Origin of the sequence: Pseudochrobactrum asaccharolyticum (assembly GCF_003314995.1) — a bacterium.
Lineage (GTDB): Bacteria > Pseudomonadota > Alphaproteobacteria > Rhizobiales > Rhizobiaceae > Pseudochrobactrum > Pseudochrobactrum asaccharolyticum.
Map to the genome: position 1 here is coordinate 791,170 of NZ_QNRH01000002.1, position 21,029 is coordinate 812,198.

The following is a 21,029-nucleotide window of genomic DNA, read 5'->3' on the forward strand; positions in this document are numbered from 1 at the left end:
TACGCGGAGCGACGAAACTAAAAAACATGCGAAGCGCTATGTCTAGGTATGTTGCGAAGCGACATAGTAAGACACAAGCTGAGTGACAAATCTAAGAGAAGTGCAAAACGCTATGTGGGCGCTGCACAGGCACAAATCAGGCGTAGCTGTTTGCTACGCCTTTTCTGTTTCACCATAACGCCAGACGGTGGTGCGCTTAACGTCTGCATCTTCCAGTGCGCGGGTGACCGGCACGAAATAAACGTCGAGCTCAGTCAGCCGGTGCCTTGGCAGATAAGAGCGTCCGGGATCGCCGACAATAATCTGCACACCTTTGGCGGCCAGCATATCAAACCAGACGATCAGCCGGTCGGCCAGCGGTTTGTCGTAAAAGACATCACCGGCGAGCAGCACATCAAAAGAGGCGCTGACATCCTGTCCGATCAGATCAGCATCGCTGAAGTCGCAGGATACTTTGTTCAAAACACTGTTCAGGCTGATGGCGTGGCGGGCAAAGGGATCAATATCATTGGCGGTTACAGAATTTGCACCGTTCAGAAGGGCGGCAATGCCGACCAAGCCGGAACCGGAGGCAAAATCCAGTATGCGTTTGTTTTGCACTGCCTGCGGATGATCGAGAATATAGCGGGCAACACCCTGACCGCCTGCCCATGCAAAAGCCCAGTAAGGGGGCGGTAATCCGATTTCGGAAAGTTCTTCTTCGGTCTTATGCCAAAGATCATGTGCCTCATCAGCGAGATGAAGCGCGATTTCCGCCACATGGGGCGGATGGTGAATACCGGTATTGGCAAGGATAAATTGCGTTGCGCGTGTCGCATCGGGGATCAGGAGGGGCATAGGCGCTCCGGATCAAGCAGCGGATAAGCGACTGCAAAAGCAGAACGCTTCCTAAATATGGTTTGGGTTGCGTTCTGCATTTTTATGATCTCAGATTTTTGTGTGGTCTAATCCGCCCATCCGGCAGACTTCGATCCATTCGTCTAGCTTAACCGGTTGCACGGAAAGACGCATGGATGTGACCAGCGCCATATCGCTCAACAGCGGATTGGCTTTGACATCTTTCAGTGTCACCGGCTTTGGCATATCGCAGACAGCGCGGATATCCACACATTCCCAGCGATGGTCGTCCGTTGTGCTGTCCGGATGCGCCAGAGCGCAGACTTCGACAATGCCGACAACTTCCAGCCCTTCATTGGAGTGATAGAAAAAAGCTTTATCGCCAAGTTCCATAGCGCGCATATTATTGCGTGCCTGATAATTGCGTACGCCATCCCACTGTTCGCCGACAGCGCCTTTGGCTTTTTGCATTTCCCACGACCATTTGAATGGTTCAGATTTAAACAGCCAATATGCCACAATTTTCTCCGGATTTATTCAGCAGGCCAAATTTATTAAGCAGGTTTGTTGATGACCCAGTTCCAAGGGCGCACAGTGACATTTTCAAACAGACCTGCCAATGCGTAAGGATCAGCAGCGGCAATGGCTTTGGCATCTTCAATGGTTTCTGCTTCAACCATCAACATGCTACCGGTCGGCTTCTGGTCTGCTTCGCTCAGGAAAGGGCCGCCGAATTTGATCTTGTCGCCGAGGCTTTTCAGATAATCGAGATGGGCAGGGCGGGTATCAAGACGCAGTTGCAGATGATCGGCTTTGTCATTGCAGAGAATAGCGAATAGCATGAGGTCAGGTTCCTAATCTTCGTTTTTCAAAGGGCGGGACAGCAATCCGGTCACAGCCGCATCAATGGTGATGCTGCCATTGAGCAGGGCTGCAATGGTGCTGATAACCGGTGCGTAAATCTGGCGTTGGGCGCAAAGTTCGGCGATTACCGGCGCAGTTGCCACACCTTCGGCCAGTAGCAGACCTTCCAGTGGTTCACCGCGTCCAAGTGCCAGTCCGTAGGAGTAATTGCGTGATTGCGGTGAGGAGCAGGACAGCATCAGATCGCCCAGACCGGATAATCCCATCAGGGTTTCAGGCCGTCCGCCAAAGGCTAGCGCAATACGGCGTAGTTCTGCAAATGCGCGGGTGACCAGTGCGGCTTGTGCAGAAGCACCTAAACCTTTGCCGATCGTGGCACCGGCTGCCACGGCAATCACATTTTTCAACGCGCCGCCGATTTCTACACCGGTCAGATCGTCGGAGGAATAGCAACGGAAGGTGCTGCCGGAAAACTGGGCGGCGAGATCATCAGCAATAGCAATATTTTCACAGGCAATCGTCACAGCAGTCGGAAAGCCTCGGGCAACATCGCTGGCGAAGCTTGGGCCCGAAAGCGCTGCAATCGGATGATCCGGCAAAATATCCGCAATGATCTGCGACATCAGTCGTCCGGTGGAGCGTTCTATGCCTTTTGCGCAAAGCACAACGGGGCAATCATCCGGAATGAGCGGTTTCAGCTCTTGCAGCGCGGCAGCCATGGATTGCGCAGGGATAACGGCCAGAACCGTATCGGCATTGTTCAGCGCGGCGGCTGCATCACTGGTGGCACGCAGATTATCATGCAAGATGATATCGCCAAGATAGCGGCTGTTGCGATGCTTGTGGTTGATCTCGTCGACTGTTGCCTGATCGCGGGCATAGAGCATGACCTCATGGCCGTTTTGTGCGGCCATGCAGCCCAAAGCTGTTCCCCATGCGCCGCCACCGAGAATAACGATCTTCTTGCTCATGCCTTTGCCCCTCTGCGGCCAAAACCGATCAATGGCGCTGCTGTACTGTCCAGCGGCCAGCGCGAGCGCGGTGCAAAATCCAGATTATCCGGCTCTGTGCGCGCAGCATGTTCTGCGCCTGCCCATGCGATCATGGCTGCATTGTCTGTGCACAGAATATGCGGCGGTGCGAGGAAGTCGAAGCCGTGTTTCTCACACAGTGTTTCAAGGCCTTTGCGCAGCACTTTATTGGCGGCAACACCACCGGCAACGACGAGTGTCGGCTTTTCTTTATCCGGATAGGTTTCAAGAAATTTATTCAGGGAGCGCTTCACGCGGTCATTCAGCGTATCGGCAACAGCCGTCTGAAATGAGGCGCAAATATCCGCGACATCCTGATCACTCAGCGGTACAAGCTGGGTTGCGGTCTGGCGTACAGCGGTCTTGAGACCGGAGAAAGAGAAATCCAGCCGCGCTTCACCCTTCAGCGGGCGGGGCAGTTCAAAGCGTGAGGCATCGCCGTTCAAGGCTGCCTGTTCAACGGCAGGGCCGCCGGGATAAGGCAAACCCAGCAGTTTGGCGGTTTTGTCAAAAGCCTCGCCCAGCGCATCGTCAATTGTGGTACCGAGACGCTCATAGTGGCCGAGGCCGTGCACGAGAATAACCTGCGTATGACCGCCGGATACAAGCAGCAGCAGATAAGGGAAAGGCAGTCCGTCGGTCAGTCGCGCTGTCAGAGCATGGCCTTCGAGATGATTGACGGCATAGAAAGGTTTGTCTGCGGCAAAGGCCATGGCTTTTGCGGTCATCAGGCCGACAATCAACCCGCCGATCAGACCGGGGCCAGCGGTGGCGGCGATAGCATCCACATCGTTAATGCTCATATCCGCATCGGCGAGCGCTTTGGCGATCAGTCCGTCGAGGGCTTCAACATGGGCGCGTGCAGCAATTTCCGGCACCACGCCGCCATAGGGTTCGTGCTCGGCAATCTGGCTCAGAACAACATTGGACAGGATGCGCGAAGACACCTCGCCTTGTTCATTCTCAAAGCGTTCAATGATAGCTGCGGCTGTTTCGTCGCAACTTGTCTCTATTCCAAGCACGCGCATAAGCGATTAGACCCGTATTCATAAAGCAGTTCAGGCAAGATTGCAGTGCGGTTTTACCTGAGAACAATGCGTTTAATAACCAAATTTTGCTGATCTTTCTGTCTTGTACCGGATATAGGCATTATATTCATGATATTACAGTCACGAATTTGCTCCTGAGGCGAAAGGCAGTTAGAGAAGCTTATGAATTCGCGTATCACGGACAGAGCCAGATGCAAACACCACGTTTAAAAATCGGAACACGTTCCAGTGCTTTGGCACTGGCACAAGCAGAAGAAACACGCACACGCCTGATGGCTGCGCATGGTTTAAGCGAAGCGGATGTTGAAATCGTACCGATGTCCACGCAGGGTGATCGCATTCAGGACCGGTCTTTGTCGGAAATTGGCGGCAAAGGCTTGTTTACGCAAGAGATTGAAGATGCGCTGTTGCAGGGACGCATTGATATTGCTGTGCATTCCACCAAAGATATGCCGACCGTGCTGCCTGAAGGCCTGCATCTTTCCACCTATCTGGAGCGTGAAGATCCGCGTGATGCTTTTGTCGGTAAGACCAGTGCAAAACTGACCGATCTGCCGCAGGGCGCAACAGTTGGCTCATCCAGCCTGCGCCGTCAGGCACAAATCCGCCATATCCGCCCGGATCTGAATGTCATTACTTTTCGCGGCAATGTAAATTCCCGTTTGCGCAAACTTGAAGAGGGGCAGGTCGATGGCACCTTCCTTGCTTTTGCAGGATTGAAGCGCCTTGGTCTTGAGCATGTGGTGACTGAGCTGATGGATACGGAGCGGTTTTTACCGGCTCCGGGGCAGGGCGCAATCACTATTGAGAGCCGTGTGAACGATGCGCTTATTGATGCGCTGCTCAAGCCTTTGAACCATGAAGAGACATTTGTGCGTCTGGCCTGTGAACGGGCGTTTCTGGCGCGTCTTGATGGTTCCTGCCGCACGCCGATTGCCGGACTGGCTGAGGTCAAGGATGGTCGTGTTTCTTTCGCCGGTATGATTCTGACACCGGATGGTTCACGCCTGCATCGTGTGGCGATTGAAGGCGCGGCTGCGGATGCCAGCGCTCTGGGAACCGAGGCTGCCGAGCGTATCCGTGCAGAGGCCGGTTCTGATTTCTTCACCAGCTGGGCTTAAACAATGCGCAGGGTTCTGGTCACACGCCCGCAACCGGATGCCGCTCTGACCGCAGCAAAGCTTGAAGCTGCCGGTTATCAGCCGGTTTGTCTGCCGGTGAGTGAGACTGTGGCAACGGGTATATCATTACCACAGCGTAATTTTGATGCCGTTGCCGTGACCAGTGCCAACGCCTTGCGCCATATTGAACCAAACCTGTTGAAGCCGTACCGGCATTTGCAGGTTTATGCGGTTGGCGAGAAAACCGCTTCTGTCGCGAAACAATGTGGTTTTGAGGCGATTTATGCCGGTGATGGCTGGGGGCTGCATCTGGGGCGCCATGTGGCTGCTGCGATGCCGGCGGGCAGCCATGTACTGTATTTAACCGGAAAAATCAGGCGTCCAGATTTTGAAGCGCAACTGAGCGCCGCTGATATTCAGCTGACAGTGGCTGAAACCTATGACACCCGCCCTGTAACCTATAGTGACGCTGAGTTAAGCCGGATTTCAGACGCAGGGCATAGCGATGTCATTTTGCTCTATTCTGCGGTTGCCGCTAAGCAGTTTGTGGCATTAAATGAGCAGGCACAGGGCGCGTTTATCCGGAGCGCAAAATATATTTTTTGTCTTTCGCAGCGGATTGCTGCAGAATTACCAGCGGATTGCAGCGCGCGCGTGCAGATCAGCGAAACGCCGGATGAAGATGCTTTATTGCACCTGCTGGCATTGATTTGACAAAATTATGCAACCATTTGTTTAATACAGTCATTTAGGTTGCAGCAGCGTGTAAGAGAAATAAATTACTGCGAGAGGGCTTATGGCTAAATCCACAGTGTCGCGTCACAGCAAGACAACCCGCAAACCGGTAGTGATCGATCTTGATCCGTCTGATGTGAAACCTGTCGGGAAGTCTGCCTCTAAAACTGCAGATAAAATTGTGCCAGATGCAGAGCCGGTAGGTGATCCGAAACCAGCTGCACAGACAGCTGCAAAATCTTCCGCACCGCCATCGTCCAAGCCGCAAGCTGAAACAAAAACCGCCTCGCCGGTACACTCTCAGTCGGCACAGGCAACATCACGTCCGGCTTCTTCTGCCGGTGTTACCGGCCCCAATCCATATGCATCGGGAAAAACCATGAATAATGCCGCCAGTTCCGCTCCGCAGACGAAAAAAACGGCTTCGCCATGGCTCGCAGGACTGACCGGTGGTGTGATTGCGCTTGCAGGTGTTGCTGCGCTGCAATGGACAGGTTTGATGCCGCTTGCAGGGCAAAACAATGGAGCGGATGTTGCAGCGCAGGATGTGAATGCGCAAATTGCTGATCTCAAACAACAGCTCGCTGCCATGCAGGCGGATGCCAAACCGGATGCTGACTTATTGGCGCGTCTGGAAGTGGCGGAGAAAAATGCAGCAGAAGCTCAAAAACATTTGAATGAGATGATGAGAGCCAGTCCGGTGCCCGCAGCGGATGATGAGGCCATTCGGGCAGATGTGGCAGCCTTGCAGGAACAGTTGAAAGCACTGGCAGGGCGGGCACAACCGGCAGATGATGCGCTGGTCAATAGCCTGACGGAACGTCTGAATACGATGGAAGCTAAGCTTAATACCATTGGTTCGCAGGCCGAGCAGGCGAATGCCGCTCTGAACACCGATGGTGATGCGGTCAATGCGCTGAAAGAGCAGCTGGCTGCCTTGCAGACAAAAATTGACGGACAGGCTTCGCAGCCGGATATGGCCGTTATCATTGCCGCTAATGCATTGAAAACCGCGATTGATCGTGGCGGTTCTTATGCCAATGAATTGCAGACCTATAAATCCTTGTTGCCTGCACAGGCGGGCTCTGCCGCAGGACTGGATGCACTCGCAGAAAGCGGCATTCCGACATTAAGCCAGCTGAATACGCAGTTCTCAGCACTCGCGGATGATATGGTTGCCGCAGTGAATAAACCTGCAACAGATGCAGGTGTTTGGGATCAGCTGGTGGGCAGTGCCAAAAATCTGGTGCGTTCGCGGCCGATCGGTGATGTAGCTGGTTCCGGTGTCGGACCGGTGACTGCACGGATTGAATTTGCTTTGCAAAATGGTGATGTGCAGCGCGCAATCACCGAATGGGCACAATTACCGGAAGCTGCCAAGCAGGTTGGTCAGGATTTTTATAATGCGTTGAGTGCGCGGCGTGATGCGGATGCACTGCTTGCGCAGCTGATTGCTGCTTCGACGCAAGTCTCTGAGACAAAACCGGCTGCGCAATAAGCGAAACAAGAAAAGGAGAACGGTATGATACGGGTAATCCTGTTTCTTGTTGTTGTGGCAGCGCTGGGGCTGGGGTTTGGCTGGCTCGCAGATCGTCCGGGTGATCTGGTCTTCACCTTTGCCGGAGAGCGGCACAATATTTCTCTGATGACGGCTGCCAGTATGGTTGTTGCAGCGATTGCCTGCGCCATGCTGCTGTGGTGGATCGTCAAAAATCTGGTGCGTTCGCCGTATATTTTGCAGCGCCATTTCCGTGCACGCAAACGCGATCGTGGTTATCAGTCGCTTTCAACAGGTTTGATTGCAGCCGGTGCAGGTGATGCAGAGGCCGCGCGGCGTATGAGCAAACAAGCTTCCAAATTGCTCAGCGTTGATCAGGAGCCGTTGATCCGTCTGCTCGATGCCCAGACTGCTTTGCTGGAAGGGCGCAAGGAAGATTTGCGTCGTTATTTTGAGGAAATGATTGCCGATCCGGAAACCAAGTTATTGGGTTTGCGCGGTCTTTACCTTGAGGCCAGTCGTGAAGGTGTGCAGGAAGCCGCATTCCAATATGCACAGGAAGCCAGCACGATGGCGCCGCAACTGGAATGGGCAAGCAATGCCGTTCTGGGACATAAGGTGTTGCAGGGCGATGTTCAGGGGGCTTTGCGGGTATTGGAGGCACGAAAAGCTACGATCCCTTATGGCAAAGACGGCAAAACAGCCCGTGATATGCTCAAACGTAACCGTGCGGTGTTGCTGACGGCACAGGCGATGAAGAGTTTCGATACGGATGCCGCTGCATCCCGTGAGGCGGCGACAGAAGCCTATAAGCTGGAGCCAGAACTGATACCGGCTGCTTTGATCGCTGCGCGTTGCTATCTGCGCGACGGTCATATCCGCAAAGGCAACCGCTTGCTGGAAACTGTGTGGAAGCGCGAACCGCATCCGGAAATCGCGGATGCTTATATTCACGGCCGTTCCGGAGACACGGCGCTGGATCGTCTGAAAAAAGCCCGTCATCTTGCCAGTCTGCGCAATCATCATGTGGAATCTGCGCTGGTTGTTGCCCGCGCAGCACTGGATGCCGGAGAGCTGACACTGGCACGGGAAAGTGCTGAAGCGGCATTGAAGTCTGCCCCGCGTGAAAGCGCCTATTTGCTGATGGCTGATATTGAAGAAGCACAGACCGGAGATCAGGGGCGTGTGCGGGAATGGCTGGCTCAGGCTGTTAAAGCACCGCGTGATCCGGCATGGACTGCTGATGGCGTGGTATCTGCACAATGGGCTCCGGCTTCTCCGGTAACAGGACGGTTGAATGCTTTTGAGTGGAAGGTGCCGCTGACAGCAATGAGCGGCGATGCAGCGCCGGTTCTGGATGGGAATGATCTGGAGGGAGAGTTCCTGCCCGTCAGTTATGTTCGCAATGAGGCTGAGGATTATAGTACGGATGAACCGGCATTCCGTTTGGATACGGATGATGCCGAGGTTATATCTGTCGAACCAGAGCCAGAAAAACCGGTTGCACCAAAAGCCGAACCACAAAAAGCAAAGAGTGATTTACTAAAAGCTAAAGTGACAATCCTGGATGAAGTGACAGATAATCCTGCACTGCAGGCTGTACAGAAAAGCCAGCCGGACAAGGCTAAAAAGCAAGATATTCAGCATAATCTGATCGTCGATGATCCGGGTGTGCCTGCGGATACAAAGGAACAGCCTCGCAAGGATGAGAAATTCCGTCTCTTCTGATCGGTATTTTATCTGGAATACAGGCCAAAAACCGGCTTTTTGTTGCTGCTTGGTGACTCTGCGAAAGTTTAGTACCTGCGAAGACTGCAAAACACGGCTCTGCGCTTGGCTCTCCACTATGTGTACACTATGGTCAGGCCTGTTACGGGCTGGGTATAGGCACTGGAGTATGTATGTTTGAGCGTCTGATCAGTTTTTTCAAAGAATTACCGGGCTTGGATTCCGCTAAGAAAAAGCAAACATTCTCTGATGAAGATCCGCGTCTGGCTGCAGCAGCCCTGATGTTTCATGTGATTGAAGCGGATGGCGAGCAGCATGAAAAAGAGCGCAAACGCCTGTCTGATTTGCTTTCGCAAGCCTATGATCTGCAAGGTGATGATTTGCAGGCACTGATTAAGGCCGCAGAAGCAGCTGATCAGGAATCAATTGATCTCTACCGTTTTACCAGTGTTTTGAAGCGGCATCTGGATGTGCCTGCACGCTTGCACTTTATCGAAGTGCTGTGGGAAATGGTCTATGCTGACGGGGATGTCGGTGAGATTGAAGATAATATTATGTGGCGGATCGCGGAGCTGATCGGCGTTGATCAGCAACAACGTATCGGCTTGAAATTACGCGTCGCTGAACGCGCACAATCAATGCGCGACGCATTGGCATCTTTGCCAAAAGCTGAGGCGCAAAATAGCACTGAGGTTGAAAAAGCTGAATGATGGCTGTCAGAATCTTTGATGCGTAAATGTTAAAGGCCGTCAAAGACGGCCTTTTTTATTAGTTGTATCTCAATCCTTGTTGAGCAGGCTCTTCCAGATGATGGCGCCAAGTGCTGCGCCGATCAGCGGAGCAACCCAGAACAACCAGAGCTGGCTGATTGCAGCAGTATCTGCAAACAGGGCTGCTGCCGTGGAGCGCGCCGGATTAACGGAAGTATTGGTCACCGGAATTGAGATCAGGTGGATCAATGTCAGTCCGAGGCCGATGGCAATCGGTGCAAAACCGGCGGGTGCCCGTGACGAGGTGGAGCCGAGAATAATAATCAGGAAGAAGGCTGTCAGCACCACTTCAATGGCAAGAGCTGCGCCAAGGCTGTATTTGCCCGGAGACAGGTCTCCGTAGCCGTTTGAGGCGAAGCCGCCTGCAGTGAAATCGGCCTTGCCGCTGGCAATGAAAAACAGAATGGCTGCGGCGAGAATGCCGCCGACCAGTTGCGCGATCCAGTATGGAATGAGGTCTTTCGCTTCGAAGCGCCCGCCCAGAGTGAGGCCGAGCGTAACGGCGGGATTGAAATGCCCGCCGGAAATGCCGCCTACGGCATAAGCCATTGTCAGCACTGTTAGACCGAAGGCGAGAGCAACACCGGCAAAGCCGATGCCCAGTTCAGGAAAAGCAGCTGCAAGAACGGCACTGCCGCAGCCACCGAAGACCAGCCAGAAAGTTCCGAAACATTCTGCTGATAATTTATTCATCATAGAGGGAGTGTTTTGCATGTGCATTCCCGTAAGTGTTGATGGAAATAAATGTATAAAATCAGTATGCAACTTAACTATGCTGCTTTTTTATTTTTATTTAAAGACATTTTTTGAATATATATTTTGTAATTATATTATTTAATTTTCTATATTATGTATTAAGTAATATTATTTATAAAATGCATGAATTTATTTTAATTTATGCTTATTTAGATTTTACTTTGATATCAATTTTGCAATATGCGGATAATGTGATTATCATCAGGATTGTTGTTTTCGCACTGTTACCGTGTTTTAAAGTGTTGTACCGTCAGGCTTGGATAAAGAGCGTAGTCTGACGTTCTTTGAAATCCCGGTATAAAATTGCAACGGTTTCCGGAGTGCCGGTTTTGATGTTTATGTTTGAGCGCCGACAGGGTTTTAATGTCAGGTTGTTGTGTCTGCCTCTGATCGCTTTGCTGGCGGGCTGCACAGGAACAGCGACCGCATGGACTGAAAAAGTCACGATTGAACAAGTGGAATTGCCGAAAGAATGCGCCGGCTGGCAGAAAATCAATCTGAAGCAGCGCGCTTATTATTCGCTGATGCGTCAGGATCCGGCGCTGATTATGGAAATCGACTCCCATAATCTCAAAGGCAAAAATCTCGGCTGCTGGCAATAGCGAAGGCCGGAATGCCGGTATTCACGCCAGTGAAGTGCATTTGAGATTGCTTTTATTGTTTCAGGATAAATGATGCATCTGGATATTATTGAGCTGCAATCATTTTACGCAACGGCTCTGGGTAAATTAGCGGCTTCGGTCATTACTTCTGCACTGGATCCTTTATGGTTGCCGATGCCGCAGGAGCGGCTTGTCGGCATTGGTTATACGCTGCCTTATCTCAATCATTTCGCATCCCGTGCGGAACGTGCTTTTGCTTTTATGCCTGCAAGGCAGGGCGCAACCGGCTGGCCGCATGATCAGGCATTGAGCACTGCATTGGTATATGATGAGGAACTGCCTTTGCCGGACAGTTCTGTTGACCGTATTCTGCTGGTGCATACGCTTGAATTTTCAGAAAGCAGCTCGGAGACCCTGAAAGAAATTTGGCGTGTTTTGTCGCCGAATGGCCAGCTGATTGTCGTTGTACCGAACCGCCGTGGCGTCTGGGCACGGATGGAGCACACACCTTTCGGCAGCGGTCGCCCCTTCAGCCGAGGACAATTGCTGCAGGCTTTTAGGGAAGCGAATTTCACACCGGGCAAACTTGTTAATGCATTGCATGTGCCGCCTACACGCTGGCGTTGGCTGCAACAATCGTCCGGCTTGATTGAGAGTGTGGGCACCCGTCTTTGGCCGCTCTTTGGTGGCGTGATGATCGGAGAGGCGCATAAGCGTCTTTATCAGGGGCTACCCGTACTCAAGCGCTCGTCACGACGCGTTTTCGTGCCGGTGCTGACGCCGCAGGGAACGGCACGCCAGCAACCGGTAAAGGTGACAATTCACGACCCTCGTGAGCGCTCCGCCAAATAATTCGGAGCAGGAAGCCTGTTTAGCGCTTCAGCAGAAACACAGCCTGCTGGCCGAGCAGGTTCCACATGCCCCATGGCAGGTTAAATGGCATGCGCTCGCCGTTACGGTTCAATGCCACGGCATCTTCCACAGTCGCACCGACTTCTTCCGTCATGTCCACAAAATCGCGGATTGTGCAAAAGTGAATATTCGGCGTGTCATACCAGCTGAACGGCAGTTCTTTGGTCACCGGCATGCGACCGCGAAACAGCAATGAGCCGCGTACACGCCAATAACCGAAATTCGGGATGGAGACGATGGCGCGCTCACCAATACGTAGCAATTCGCTTAGTACTTTTTTCGGATTGAGCGTGGCCTGCAAAGTCTGTGACAGCACCACATAGTCAAAACTGGAATCCGGATAATAGACCAGATCACGATCGGCATCGCCTTGGATCACCGACAGGCCGCGCATCAGACACTGGTTCACACCGCTTTGCGACAGTTCAACACCGCGCCCGTCGACATTTCGTGTATCACGCAGCAATTGCAGCAATTCGCCATCGCTGCAACCGACATCCAGTACGCGTGTGCCCGGACGCACCAGCGATGCGATAATGTCGAAATCGACGCGGTTATGGATATGCAGGTTTTCCGTGGCATTCTGCGCGAAAAGTGTCGTATCGCCGGTTCCGGCTTTCGTATCAGTCATGGGATTACAGACCTTTCGCGCGGGCTGCGGAGCGGATGAAACCGTCTACTGTTGAGAACAGGACAGGCTCATCAAGCAGAAAGGCATCATGGCCGCGATCGGTTTCAATCTCGACAAAGGATACGGAAGCACCGGCTGCATTGAGCGCATGGACGACCAAGCGGCTCTCAGAGGTCGGGAACAACCAGTCACTGGAGAAAGAGGCGACAAAGAAGCGGGTTTTGGTGCCGGTAAATGCAGAGGCGAGCAAACCGTTATGCTCTGCTGCCATGTCAAAATAGTCCATGGCACGGGTCAGATAGAGGTATGAATTGGCGTCAAAACGGTCAACGAAACTATTGCCCTGATGGCGCAGATAGCTCTCAATCTGGAAGTCAGCTTCAAACCCGAAAGTAATATTCGGACGATCCTGCAGATTACGACCGAATTTGCGGTGTAAGGCTGCTTCTGACAAATAGGTGATATGCGCCGCCATACGGGCAACAGACAGGCCTTTGCGCGGCACGGTATCGGATTGGGTCAGATATTGTCCGTTGAGCCAGAGCGGATCAGCCATCACAGCTTGACGGCCGACTTCATTAAAGGCGATATTCTGCGCAGACAAGCGTGCCCCGCTGGCCAGTACCACAGCAGAGAAAACCTTGTCCGGATAGCTCGATGCCCATTGCAGAACCTGCATGCCGCCGACAGAACCGCCGACTACGGCCAGCAATTGTTCAATACCGAAATGTTCCACCAGCATCGCCTGTGCCCGCACCATATCACCGATGGTGATAATTGGCAGATCAAGCGCATAGGGTTTTCCGGTTGCCGGATTGACGGATGCAGGACCAGTTGAACCCATGCAGCTGCCGATCACATTGGAGCAGAGCACGAAATAGCGGTCAGTATCAATTGGTTTGCCGGGGCCGACAAGCGACGTCCACCAGCCTTCTTTGCCGGTGAGCGGATTGGTGTTGGCCACATGCTGATCGCCGGTCAGGGCATGACAGATCAGAATTGCGTTGCTTTTATCGGCATTGAGTGTGCCATAGGACTGATAGGCGAGCTGAAACGGGCTCAGAACAGAGCCGCTATCGAGTTGCAGAGGCTTGTCCTCACCAAAATAAACCACAGGGCTGTTCGGCTGAACGGCTTCCTGATTACGGCTATCTGACGGGGCGGTGGTTTCAGCGGATAGGGTCATAAAATACGCATGCTTTTGAATCTGTGGCGCTGCCGGAACATAGCACCATGAAGTCGGATCAACTTAATGGGCATGATATGGTTATAAAGTAAAGAATCTAGTGCAATTTTAAAACTGAAATCGCCGCAACTTCAGCTCAGCGCTCCTTAAAGCTAAGGTTTCTCTCGACTTGTTCTGCGATGCGGTTTATGCCGCTAGGGTCAAATCGCATATCGGAGATATTACCGGATTTTTCTTGCCGGTATTTATGATCCGGTATGTTGTTTCAAGAATACTCACTTTCAACAATACAGGCTCTTAATATTGGATAAGAATGATGAACGATTTCGCGAAAGCTCAACGCCCGACACCTAAAGCCGGCGTCATGGATATTGCTGCTTATGTTCCTGGTAAAGCCACCGTTCAGGGTGTTGCCAAGATCCACAAGCTGTCTGCCAATGAAAGCCCGCTGGGTGCAAGCCCTCATGCCGTTGAAGCCTATCGTGCAACCGATCATTATCTAAGCTCTTATCCGGACGGTGAAGTTACCGCTTTGCGTCAGGCGATTGCGGAAACGCAGGGTCTGAATATTGAGAACATTCTTTGCGGTAACGGCTCTGATGAGCTGCTCGGCCTGTTGTGCCAGACCTATCTGGCACCGGGTGACGAGGCGATTTTCACCGATCACGGCTTTCTGGTTTATAAAATCCAGACACTTGCTGCCGGTGCAAAGCCGGTTATCGTAAAAGAAAACGACACAGTGATTGATGTGGATGCGGTGCTTGCCGCCGTCACAGACAAGACCAAAGTTGTTTTCATCACCAATCCGGGCAATCCGACCGGTACTTATGTGCCGTTTGAGGAAGTGAAGCGCCTGCATGCCGGTTTGCCGCCGCATGTTCTGCTGGTGCTGGATGCGGCCTATGCGGAATATGTGCGTAAGAACGATTATGAAGCCGGTGTGGCGCTGGTCTCTGCGAGCGATAATGTGGTGATGACCCGCACATTCTCGAAGATCCACGGGCTGCCTGCTTTGCGTATCGGCTGGATGTATGCACCTTTGCACGTCACTGATGCGGTGAACCGTATTCGCGGACCTTTCAACATGAACAGCGCGGCGATTGCTGCCGGTACTGCGGCGATCCGTGACCGCGAGCATGTGCAGAAGGCGTGTGCTTACAACGCAGAATGGGCGCAGTGGCTGACAGACGAGTTCACCAAACTCGGTCTGAAGGTGACGCCATCGGTTACCAACTTCCTGCTGGTGCATTTCCCTGACACACAGAACAAGTCTGCTGCCAAAGCCGACGAGTATCTGCAGTCCAAAGGATATATTCTGCGTCGTGTGACATCCTATGGCTTTCCTGAAGCCCTGCGGATGAGCATCGGCTCGGAAGAAGCGAATCGCGGCGTGATTGCCGCTCTTACAGAATTTTTGAAGTCCTGATATGTCTGATATTCATTTTAATAAAATTGCGCTGATCGGTATTGGTCTGATCGGTTCGTCGCTGGCTCGTGTCATTCGCCGTGAGGGTCTGGCCGGTCATATTGCTATTGCCACACGCAGTCCGGAAACGCTGAAACGCGCTGAAGAACTGGGGCTGGGCGACAGCTACACCACGGATAATGCCGTTGCGGTGCAGGATGCCGACCTGGTGATCGTGTCTGTGCCTGTCGGCTCGTCCGGTCTGGTTGCCCGTCAGATTGCGGGCAGCCTGAAACCCGGTGCAATTGTCACCGATGTGGGCTCTACCAAAGGCTCAGTGATTACGCAGATGCAGCCGGAATTGCCGGCGAATGTGCATTTCATTCCGGGGCACCCGATTGCCGGTACAGAATATTCAGGGCCGGATGCGGGTTTTGCTGATCTGTTTATCAATCGCTGGTGTATTCTCACACCGCTGCCAGACACAGATGCCACTGAGCTGGCAAAGCTCAATGCGTTCTGGGAAGCCTGTGGCTCCAAAACAGACCAGATGGACCCGCAGCATCATGATCTGGTGCTGGCAATCGTTTCGCATCTGCCACATATCATTGCCTATAACATTGTTGGTACGGCCAATGATCTGGAGAAGGTAACGGAGTCGGAAGTCATCAAATATTCCGCTTCCGGTTTCCGTGACTTTACCCGTCTGGCGGCATCCGATCCGACGATGTGGCGTGACGTCTGCCTGCATAATAAGGATGCTATTCTGGAAATGCTGGGGCGTTTCTCGGAAGATCTGGCTTCCTTGCAGAGGGCAATCCGCTGGAGTGACGGCGATGCTTTGTTTGACCTGTTTACACGTACCCGTGCCATCCGCCGTGGTATTATTGATGCCGGTCAGGAAGTGGATGCGCCGAACTTTGGCCGTGAAGCTGCAAGCAAGCCAACAAAATAAGCGAAGCTGCAAGCAAGCCTAAAATCTGATCTAAAAGACGCTATACCTGGCTGCAAATGGCAATTTCTGCGCTTCCGGTGCTCATGTACATTTAAGTACACTGCGCTCCGGTTCTCGAAATTACCAATTTCGCTGCGGTCTATCGCTTTTTGATTCAGATTTTGTGTTGCACTATATGAAAATGAAAAACCCGCCATTTCGGCGGGTTTTTTGCATTAAAGGCGCGGTACACGTCCCAGCGGGATAAAGCCTGCGCTTATCTTACCTTCTTTGATCAGAACAGGAACGATCGTGGCGCCGGACTCATCTTTAGGCATGGAACCGAGAGCAAAAATCACAGTGTTGATATTTTTAACCTGATCCGGAAAAGCTGCCTGCAAACTTTGACCCAGTGCCGGCATATTGGTCAGGCGGATTTTCAGGTCGGCATTGGTCAGGCCTTCATCATCAACGGTTACAGGGCCATTGAGGCTGATACTTGCGCCGGAGGGCAGCAGAAACAGCACCTGATTGAGTTGCAGGGCTTTGCCGCGCAAGACGCTGCCATTTTCATCCGGCTCTTTGAATGATGCCAGACTTGCCGGAGAGCTGATATCAATCAGGCCGTCCAGTTCAGGGAGCGCTGCCAGCGGTGTCTTGCCGGTGAGGCGCAGATCATCAAATGTCATCTTAAGCTTCAACGGCTCTTCGAGACTATTCAGATCAAATTGCAGTTCCAGCAGGGAGATCGCCGGAGCGTCAGCATCTGCATCTGGCTTAACGCTTTGCAGGCGCAGCTCTTCAGCGCTGAGGCTGATATCCTGTGCAGAGCGGCCGTCTAATTGTGCTGAGGCTTGCAGTCTGTTCCAGTTTGCTTTGATCGGGTCAGCACCGGACAGAGCAATGGCGGCAGGTCCTGTGAGCTGCGTCTTAACGGTACGGAAAGAGAAGAGAGACACACCAACATCAACTGCGCTGGTTGCTGCATTCAGTGTCTGGTTCTGATCGCGGTAATTAAAGCCGGCGCAGCTGACATACATCGAGAACGGATAGCCGCGCGCTGAAAGCGACTGACATTCCAGAATCTCTTCCTGTCGTGCTATCTTCGCCAATTCCGCACTGACGCGGTCTTTGGCCAAAGATGCCAGATAGAACCAGCCCGCTGTGTATAAAACGACGACAGACAAGGCAATCAGGATGCCCTTGGTCATACGTTTTGAGCTTTGCGGGGATGGACGCGATTTCGCTACCATAACCATGCCTCTCGGATTTCAAAGGGCACTCTGCTGACAGGGCAGAAGAACTCTTTTATAATCATTTTTATCACAATTCCGCTCTGCCATGATGCTGCGCGGTATTGTTTGCAGATATCAGCCCTAAAGCAGTACATTTTTCTAATTAAAATTTGATCCGAAAAGTGTTTGCCTGTTGGGAAAGACAGGGTGCAGCGTGTACACTGTTCCCCGATATTCATTCATGCATTATATGAATTTGAAGAGACAAGCAAAAGCAAACAAATGACCTTAGAGCAGAGATTTCAAGCGGATACTGTGTTGCAGAATACAATGGCCGACAGCAGCACGGATCTTTGGGTTTTTGGCTATGGGTCGCTGATGTGGCGGCCGGGTTTTGACAGTGCGGAAAATCTGCCGGCACTGTTGCACGGGTTCAGCCGCTCGCTTTGTATTTATTCACATGTCTATCGCGGCACACCGGAAGCACCAGGGCTGGTGCTGGGGCTGAACAGCGGAGGTTTTTGTCATGGGCAGGCTTTCCGGGTTGCTGCCGGTCATAAGGCGCCGGTGCTGGATTATTTGCGCGAACGTGAACAGGTCAGCGGCGTTTATGTTGAAAAATATTTACCGGTAGAACTCGCAGACGGCCGCCGGATTGAAGCCTTGGTCTATGTGGCAGACCCGCTGCATGTGCAATATGCTGGTGGATTGAGCGCACAGGCTATGGCCTCTGTGGTCGGACAGGCAAAGGGGCAGGCGGGGCCGAATTGTGATTATGTCATCAATACTGTGCAGCATTTGCAGATGATGGATATCCGCGATGAATTGTTAGAAGCTGTGCTGGAACTGCTATAAGACTGACTTTTTCCGGTCTGTGATCTTGTGATTGACATGGTCGCTGTTTAAATGTGTCTTACCCTGTGCTGTATTGACGGCACCGAATAAGCCCGATTAAGTAGGAGACATTTATGCTCGCAGTTTTGCGCACCGTTGATCTGGCGCTGGATATTTATACCTGGATCATCATTGCCAGTGCGGTGTTTTCCTGGTTGTATGCTTTCAATGTGGTCAATTCCCGCAACCGTTTTGTCGCTTCAATCGGGGAGTTTCTCTACAAAGTGACAGAACCGGTATTACGTCCGATCCGTAAAATCCTGCCGGATCTCGGTGGCATTGATATTTCGCCGATCGTGTTGCTGCTGGCGATCTATTTCATTCGCCAGTTCATGTGGACGACACTGGCGCCGGTTTTGCTCAGCTAATCCCTGTGTGTAACAGCGGTTATCCGTCGTTCGGAACAAACCCCTGTAATTGATAATAAAAAACCCGCTGAAAAGCGGGTTTTTTATTCGCTGCTTGAATATGGCCACTTGGGAGACTGGCCATATAGCAATTATTTAGCGTTTTTAGCGCGTTCGATCGCTTCAACGATGAATTTACGTGCGTAATCTTCATCGCCCCAGTCACCGATTTTCACCCATTTGCCTGGCTCCAGATCTTTATAATGTTCAAAGAAGTGAGCAATCTGCTGCAGGGTGATTTCCGGCAGATCAGTGTAGTTATGAACTTTTTCATAACGACGGGTCAGCTTTGGAGTCGGAACGGCAATGATTTTCTCGTCTTTACCGGCATTGTCTTCCATGATCAGCACGCCGATCGGGCGAACATTGATCACGCAGCCCGGGATCAGCGGACGAGTATTGCAAACCAGAACGTCAATCGGATCGCCGTCCTCGGACAATGTGTGCGGTACGAAACCGTAATTGCCCGGATAGGTCATCGGAGTATAGAGGAAGCGGTCAACCATAAGAGCGCCGGATTCTTTGTCCATCTCATATTTAATCGGATGGCCGCCGACCGGTACTTCGATGATGACGTTAACGTCTTCAGGAGGGTTGGAGCCGATGGAAATGGCATCAATATTCATAGGCGTGTCCTTTCATTTGGCGTTCTGATATCGGTTTTCGTGGAACCGTGCAACAAAAACGCAATTTCATATAAAGCGGCTTATTGTCATGTCCGTGAAATTTGCAACATGATCAGGCTCTGGGTGTCGTTTCGGCTACCGTCTCAGTGGTGTTGCTCTGCTGTGCTTTCAACTCGGCAAGGCGAGCTTTGGCGGTGGCGGGCATCGGTGGCGGATTTTTATCTTGCGAGGCCTGTACGAGAAACTCATCGCAAGCGGTTTCTGTGGCTTCAATCAAACGCTGTAAAAAGGTCTCTTTATCCAGCCCCGGTTCAATCGGCGGCAGAATGCGGCAACGTACCGTGCCCGGATAGCGCATGAATTTGCGGCGCGGCCAGTACAGACCGGCATTATGCGCAATAGGCACAACCGGCAGGCCGAGATTCATATAGAGATGAACTATGCCGTATTTATAGGCTGGTGGTGCACCCGGTGCACGGCGCGTACCTTCCGGATAGATCATGATCTGGCGACCGTCTGCGATTGCTTCCTGCGTGCCTCCGGAAATGGAATGCAGGGCTTTGATCCCTGTTCCGCGATCAACCGGAATCATTTTCATCTTTTTCAGATACCAGCCGAACAGCGGAATGCGCATCAGATCGCGCTTCAGGATATAAACCGGATCCGGTATGTAGGATAAGAAGGCATAGACATCCCAGAAAGACTGGTGCTTTGGTGCGCAAATATAAGCGCCCTCCGGCAGGTTTTCTGCGCCTTCGACCACAAAATCGGTGCCTGCAATATATTTTTGCAGGAAAAGATTGGAGCGCGCCCAGAATTTAGGAACGATCCATGCTTTTTTGCGCGGTAGCAGCAATGTGAGCGGGAGAAACAGAATCATCTGGATGATCAGGCTGATATAGAATGCCAGATTAAACAGCACTGACCGGATGGCTATGATCATATCTTGTATCAGCCTTTTATGGGTGCATGACAGGTAAATCACTCTGTTTTAAACGGAGCGGTACTTCAAATAGAAGAAAACCGGACGCTTATCAATTCCGGACATGCGCGGTGTGAACCTGCGCTTTGATTTTAGCTGCCCTGAACAAGGCTGATATGGGCAAGAGCGCCGGTATATTTGATATATTCGGTGAAGAGTACGCGCAGCGTATCGCCCTGATGCATCCAGTTATTTTTCAGATCACTGTTTATGACCGGATAGGGGATCAGTTCAACATCCGGAATATGGCGTGACAATTCCAGAATAGAGCGTGGCATGTGATAATTATTGGTCACAATGAAAATGCGCTTGTAATTATGCTGCCTGATCCATTTGGCGCTCTCAACCGCATTGCCGATAGTATTGAGTGCAGAACGGTCAAGATCAACGCAGCAGGCAAAGAGCGCGGCATCAGCGCCGGTAATCCGCTGCAGGGCTTCGCGCTTTGTTGAAGGATGTACGCCGCTGATCAGCAGACGTTCACCGCGCTTTTCAGCCAGCAGTTCTAATGCGACTTCAATACGAGCCTTACCGCCGGTGAGGACAATAATCGCATCGGCTCTCTGATCAGAAGCCGGTGCTTCTAAATTACTGACATGTTCACTGAAAATGATAAAGCCGATGCCCAGAGCGACGATCAATGCAAACATCACGACGGCTACGGGCGGAATACGGCGACGCAGGCGTTTCAGCCAATGTCGGATAGTACCCTTTTCTGAACGCTGCTCACGGGCATTCTGACCGGCAGTTTCTGCCGGTTGTGCAGCATCCTGCCGGATGTGATCTGCAGGGTCAGAAGCTTTGTGTTGCACATGCATTGCCGTCG

The 21,029-nt window shown here is 52.1% G+C and carries 23 protein-coding genes; 11 read left to right on the forward strand and 12 right to left on the reverse strand.

Annotated elements, in window-relative coordinates:
- Positions 1-153 precede the first annotated feature (153 nt).
- The 5 genes from DFR47_RS08150 to tsaD all read right to left on the reverse strand — a co-directional run bounded on the left by DFR47_RS08150 (position 154) and on the right by tsaD (position 3,760).
- Positions 154-837, reverse strand: a complete 684-nt coding sequence (locus tag DFR47_RS08150; protein WP_113943847.1) for a class I SAM-dependent methyltransferase — start codon at positions 835-837, stop codon at positions 154-156.
- Between the two features lie 90 nt (positions 838-927).
- A complete protein-coding gene (locus DFR47_RS08155) occupies positions 928-1,356 on the reverse strand; it encodes an EVE domain-containing protein (RefSeq protein WP_113943848.1) in 429 nt (142 codons plus the stop codon).
- Between the two features lie 35 nt (positions 1,357-1,391).
- A complete protein-coding gene (locus DFR47_RS08160) occupies positions 1,392-1,679 on the reverse strand; it encodes a YciI-like protein (protein WP_113943849.1) in 288 nt (95 codons plus the stop codon).
- A 12-nt stretch (positions 1,680-1,691) separates the two neighbouring features.
- Positions 1,692-2,672: an NAD(P)H-dependent glycerol-3-phosphate dehydrogenase gene (locus DFR47_RS08165; protein WP_113943850.1), complete on the reverse strand. Its 981-nt coding sequence runs from the start codon at positions 2,670-2,672 to the stop codon at positions 1,692-1,694.
- The gene (gene tsaD, locus DFR47_RS08170; RefSeq protein ID WP_113943851.1) at positions 2,669-3,760 is read right to left on the reverse strand and encodes a tRNA (adenosine(37)-N6)-threonylcarbamoyltransferase complex transferase subunit TsaD; all 1,092 of its coding nucleotides are present in this window, start codon (positions 3,758-3,760) and stop codon (positions 2,669-2,671) included. Before tsaD ends, DFR47_RS08165 begins: the two co-directional genes overlap by 4 nt.
- Positions 3,761-3,972: 212 nt before the next feature.
- On the opposite strand from tsaD, the gene hemC reads away from it, so the two are divergent.
- From hemC to DFR47_RS08195, 5 genes are all read left to right on the forward strand, one after another.
- Positions 3,973-4,902, forward strand: coding sequence for a hydroxymethylbilane synthase (gene hemC, locus DFR47_RS08175; protein ID WP_113943852.1), 930 nt, complete (start codon positions 3,973-3,975; stop codon positions 4,900-4,902).
- Positions 4,903-4,905: 3 nt separating this feature from the next.
- On the forward strand, positions 4,906-5,616 hold the full coding sequence (locus DFR47_RS08180; protein WP_113943853.1) for a uroporphyrinogen-III synthase: 711 nt from the start codon (positions 4,906-4,908) through the stop codon (positions 5,614-5,616).
- A gap of 82 nt (positions 5,617-5,698) precedes the next feature.
- On the forward strand, positions 5,699-7,135 hold the full coding sequence (locus DFR47_RS08185; protein ID WP_113943854.1) for a COG4223 family protein: 1,437 nt from the start codon (positions 5,699-5,701) through the stop codon (positions 7,133-7,135).
- A 24-nt stretch (positions 7,136-7,159) separates the two neighbouring features.
- Positions 7,160-8,863: a heme biosynthesis protein HemY gene (locus DFR47_RS08190; RefSeq protein ID WP_113943855.1), complete on the forward strand. Its 1,704-nt coding sequence runs from the start codon at positions 7,160-7,162 to the stop codon at positions 8,861-8,863.
- Between the two features lie 173 nt (positions 8,864-9,036).
- The gene (locus DFR47_RS08195) at positions 9,037-9,573 is read left to right on the forward strand and encodes a tellurite resistance TerB family protein (protein WP_113943856.1); all 537 of its coding nucleotides are present in this window, start codon (positions 9,037-9,039) and stop codon (positions 9,571-9,573) included.
- 69 nt (positions 9,574-9,642) lie between these two features.
- Here the strand turns inward: DFR47_RS08195 and aqpZ are convergent, their stop codons facing one another.
- Positions 9,643-10,329: an aquaporin Z gene (gene aqpZ / locus DFR47_RS08200; RefSeq protein WP_113943857.1), complete on the reverse strand. Its 687-nt coding sequence runs from the start codon at positions 10,327-10,329 to the stop codon at positions 9,643-9,645.
- A 392-nt stretch (positions 10,330-10,721) separates the two neighbouring features.
- Here aqpZ and DFR47_RS08205 point away from each other — a divergent pair, with 392 nt between their 5' ends.
- Positions 10,722-10,991, forward strand: a complete 270-nt coding sequence (locus tag DFR47_RS08205; RefSeq protein ID WP_210207272.1) for a hypothetical protein — start codon at positions 10,722-10,724, stop codon at positions 10,989-10,991.
- Positions 10,992-11,063: 72 nt separating this feature from the next.
- A complete protein-coding gene (locus tag DFR47_RS08210) occupies positions 11,064-11,843 on the forward strand; it encodes a methyltransferase domain-containing protein (protein ID WP_113943858.1) in 780 nt (259 codons plus the stop codon).
- 19 nt (positions 11,844-11,862) lie between these two features.
- On the opposite strand, the gene metW is transcribed toward DFR47_RS08210, so the two are convergent.
- The gene (gene metW, locus DFR47_RS08215) at positions 11,863-12,534 is read right to left on the reverse strand and encodes a methionine biosynthesis protein MetW (RefSeq protein WP_113943859.1); all 672 of its coding nucleotides are present in this window, start codon (positions 12,532-12,534) and stop codon (positions 11,863-11,865) included.
- Positions 12,535-12,538: 4 nt separating this feature from the next.
- Positions 12,539-13,720: a homoserine O-acetyltransferase MetX gene (gene metX / locus DFR47_RS08220; RefSeq protein ID WP_113943860.1), complete on the reverse strand. Its 1,182-nt coding sequence runs from the start codon at positions 13,718-13,720 to the stop codon at positions 12,539-12,541.
- A 316-nt stretch (positions 13,721-14,036) separates the two neighbouring features.
- Between metX and hisC the strand changes: the two genes are divergently transcribed.
- Both hisC and DFR47_RS08230 read left to right on the forward strand, forming a co-directional pair.
- Entirely contained in the window at positions 14,037-15,146 is a 1,110-nt protein-coding gene (gene hisC / locus DFR47_RS08225; RefSeq protein WP_113944006.1) for a histidinol-phosphate transaminase, read from the forward strand.
- Position 15,147: 1 nt separating this feature from the next.
- Positions 15,148-16,080, forward strand: a complete 933-nt coding sequence (locus tag DFR47_RS08230) for a prephenate/arogenate dehydrogenase family protein (RefSeq protein WP_113943861.1) — start codon at positions 15,148-15,150, stop codon at positions 16,078-16,080.
- A 215-nt stretch (positions 16,081-16,295) separates the two neighbouring features.
- Here DFR47_RS08230 and DFR47_RS08235 read toward each other — a convergent pair whose 3' ends face one another.
- Positions 16,296-17,312 carry a DUF2125 domain-containing protein gene (locus DFR47_RS08235; RefSeq protein ID WP_170137457.1) on the reverse strand — a complete coding sequence of 339 codons (1,017 nt, stop codon included), beginning with the start codon at positions 17,310-17,312 and terminating at the stop codon, positions 16,296-16,298.
- 312 nt (positions 17,313-17,624) lie between these two features.
- Here DFR47_RS08235 and DFR47_RS08240 point away from each other — a divergent pair, with 312 nt between their 5' ends.
- Positions 17,625-18,149, forward strand: coding sequence for a gamma-glutamylcyclotransferase (locus DFR47_RS08240; protein WP_113943863.1), 525 nt, complete (start codon positions 17,625-17,627; stop codon positions 18,147-18,149).
- 113 nt (positions 18,150-18,262) lie between these two features.
- Complete coding sequence (locus tag DFR47_RS08245) at positions 18,263-18,556, forward strand: YggT family protein (protein WP_113943864.1); 294 nt, start codon at positions 18,263-18,265, stop codon at positions 18,554-18,556.
- Between the two features lie 131 nt (positions 18,557-18,687).
- Here DFR47_RS08245 and ppa read toward each other — a convergent pair whose 3' ends face one another.
- From ppa to DFR47_RS08260, 3 genes are all read right to left on the reverse strand, one after another.
- On the reverse strand, positions 18,688-19,221 hold the full coding sequence (ppa, locus tag DFR47_RS08250; protein ID WP_113943865.1) for an inorganic diphosphatase: 534 nt from the start codon (positions 19,219-19,221) through the stop codon (positions 18,688-18,690).
- Between the two features lie 112 nt (positions 19,222-19,333).
- Positions 19,334-20,164: a lysophospholipid acyltransferase family protein gene (locus DFR47_RS08255; RefSeq protein ID WP_113943866.1), complete on the reverse strand. Its 831-nt coding sequence runs from the start codon at positions 20,162-20,164 to the stop codon at positions 19,334-19,336.
- 131 nt (positions 20,165-20,295) lie between these two features.
- A complete protein-coding gene (locus tag DFR47_RS08260; RefSeq protein ID WP_170137458.1) occupies positions 20,296-21,015 on the reverse strand; it encodes a YdcF family protein in 720 nt (239 codons plus the stop codon).
- Between the last annotated feature and the right edge of the window lie 14 nt (positions 21,016-21,029).

Excerpts from the sequence above, each read along its gene's own strand:
- hisC (WP_113944006.1), top strand. The coding sequence starts at position 14,037 with ATGAACGATTTCGCGAAAGCTCAACGCCCGACACCTAAAGCCGGCGTC.
- hemC (WP_113943852.1), top strand. The coding sequence starts at position 3,973 with ATGCAAACACCACGTTTAAAAATCGGAACACGTTCCAGTGCTTTGGCA.
- DFR47_RS08240 (WP_113943863.1), top strand. The coding sequence starts at position 17,625 with ATGGCCGACAGCAGCACGGATCTTTGGGTTTTTGGCTATGGGTCGCTG.
- DFR47_RS08180 (WP_113943853.1), top strand. The coding sequence starts at position 4,906 with ATGCGCAGGGTTCTGGTCACACGCCCGCAACCGGATGCCGCTCTGACC.
- ppa (WP_113943865.1), bottom strand. The coding sequence starts at position 19,221 with ATGAATATTGATGCCATTTCCATCGGCTCCAACCCTCCTGAAGACGTT.
- DFR47_RS08205 (WP_210207272.1), top strand. The coding sequence starts at position 10,722 with ATGTTTATGTTTGAGCGCCGACAGGGTTTTAATGTCAGGTTGTTGTGT.
- DFR47_RS08165 (WP_113943850.1), bottom strand. The coding sequence starts at position 2,672 with ATGAGCAAGAAGATCGTTATTCTCGGTGGCGGCGCATGGGGAACAGCT.
- aqpZ (WP_113943857.1), bottom strand. The coding sequence starts at position 10,329 with ATGATGAATAAATTATCAGCAGAATGTTTCGGAACTTTCTGGCTGGTC.
- DFR47_RS08235 (WP_170137457.1), bottom strand. The coding sequence starts at position 17,312 with ATGGTAGCGAAATCGCGTCCATCCCCGCAAAGCTCAAAACGTATGACC.
- DFR47_RS08160 (WP_113943849.1), bottom strand. The coding sequence starts at position 1,679 with ATGCTATTCGCTATTCTCTGCAATGACAAAGCCGATCATCTGCAACTG.
- metW (WP_113943859.1), bottom strand. The coding sequence starts at position 12,534 with ATGACTGATACGAAAGCCGGAACCGGCGATACGACACTTTTCGCGCAG.
- DFR47_RS08185 (WP_113943854.1), top strand. The coding sequence starts at position 5,699 with ATGGCTAAATCCACAGTGTCGCGTCACAGCAAGACAACCCGCAAACCG.
- DFR47_RS08150 (WP_113943847.1), bottom strand. The coding sequence starts at position 837 with ATGCCCCTCCTGATCCCCGATGCGACACGCGCAACGCAATTTATCCTT.
- DFR47_RS08255 (WP_113943866.1), bottom strand. The coding sequence starts at position 20,164 with ATGATCATAGCCATCCGGTCAGTGCTGTTTAATCTGGCATTCTATATC.
- DFR47_RS08210 (WP_113943858.1), top strand. The coding sequence starts at position 11,064 with ATGCATCTGGATATTATTGAGCTGCAATCATTTTACGCAACGGCTCTG.
- DFR47_RS08195 (WP_113943856.1), top strand. The coding sequence starts at position 9,037 with ATGTTTGAGCGTCTGATCAGTTTTTTCAAAGAATTACCGGGCTTGGAT.
- DFR47_RS08245 (WP_113943864.1), top strand. The coding sequence starts at position 18,263 with ATGCTCGCAGTTTTGCGCACCGTTGATCTGGCGCTGGATATTTATACC.
- tsaD (WP_113943851.1), bottom strand. The coding sequence starts at position 3,760 with ATGCGCGTGCTTGGAATAGAGACAAGTTGCGACGAAACAGCCGCAGCT.
- metX (WP_113943860.1), bottom strand. The coding sequence starts at position 13,720 with ATGACCCTATCCGCTGAAACCACCGCCCCGTCAGATAGCCGTAATCAG.
- DFR47_RS08230 (WP_113943861.1), top strand. The coding sequence starts at position 15,148 with ATGTCTGATATTCATTTTAATAAAATTGCGCTGATCGGTATTGGTCTG.
- DFR47_RS08190 (WP_113943855.1), top strand. The coding sequence starts at position 7,160 with ATGATACGGGTAATCCTGTTTCTTGTTGTTGTGGCAGCGCTGGGGCTG.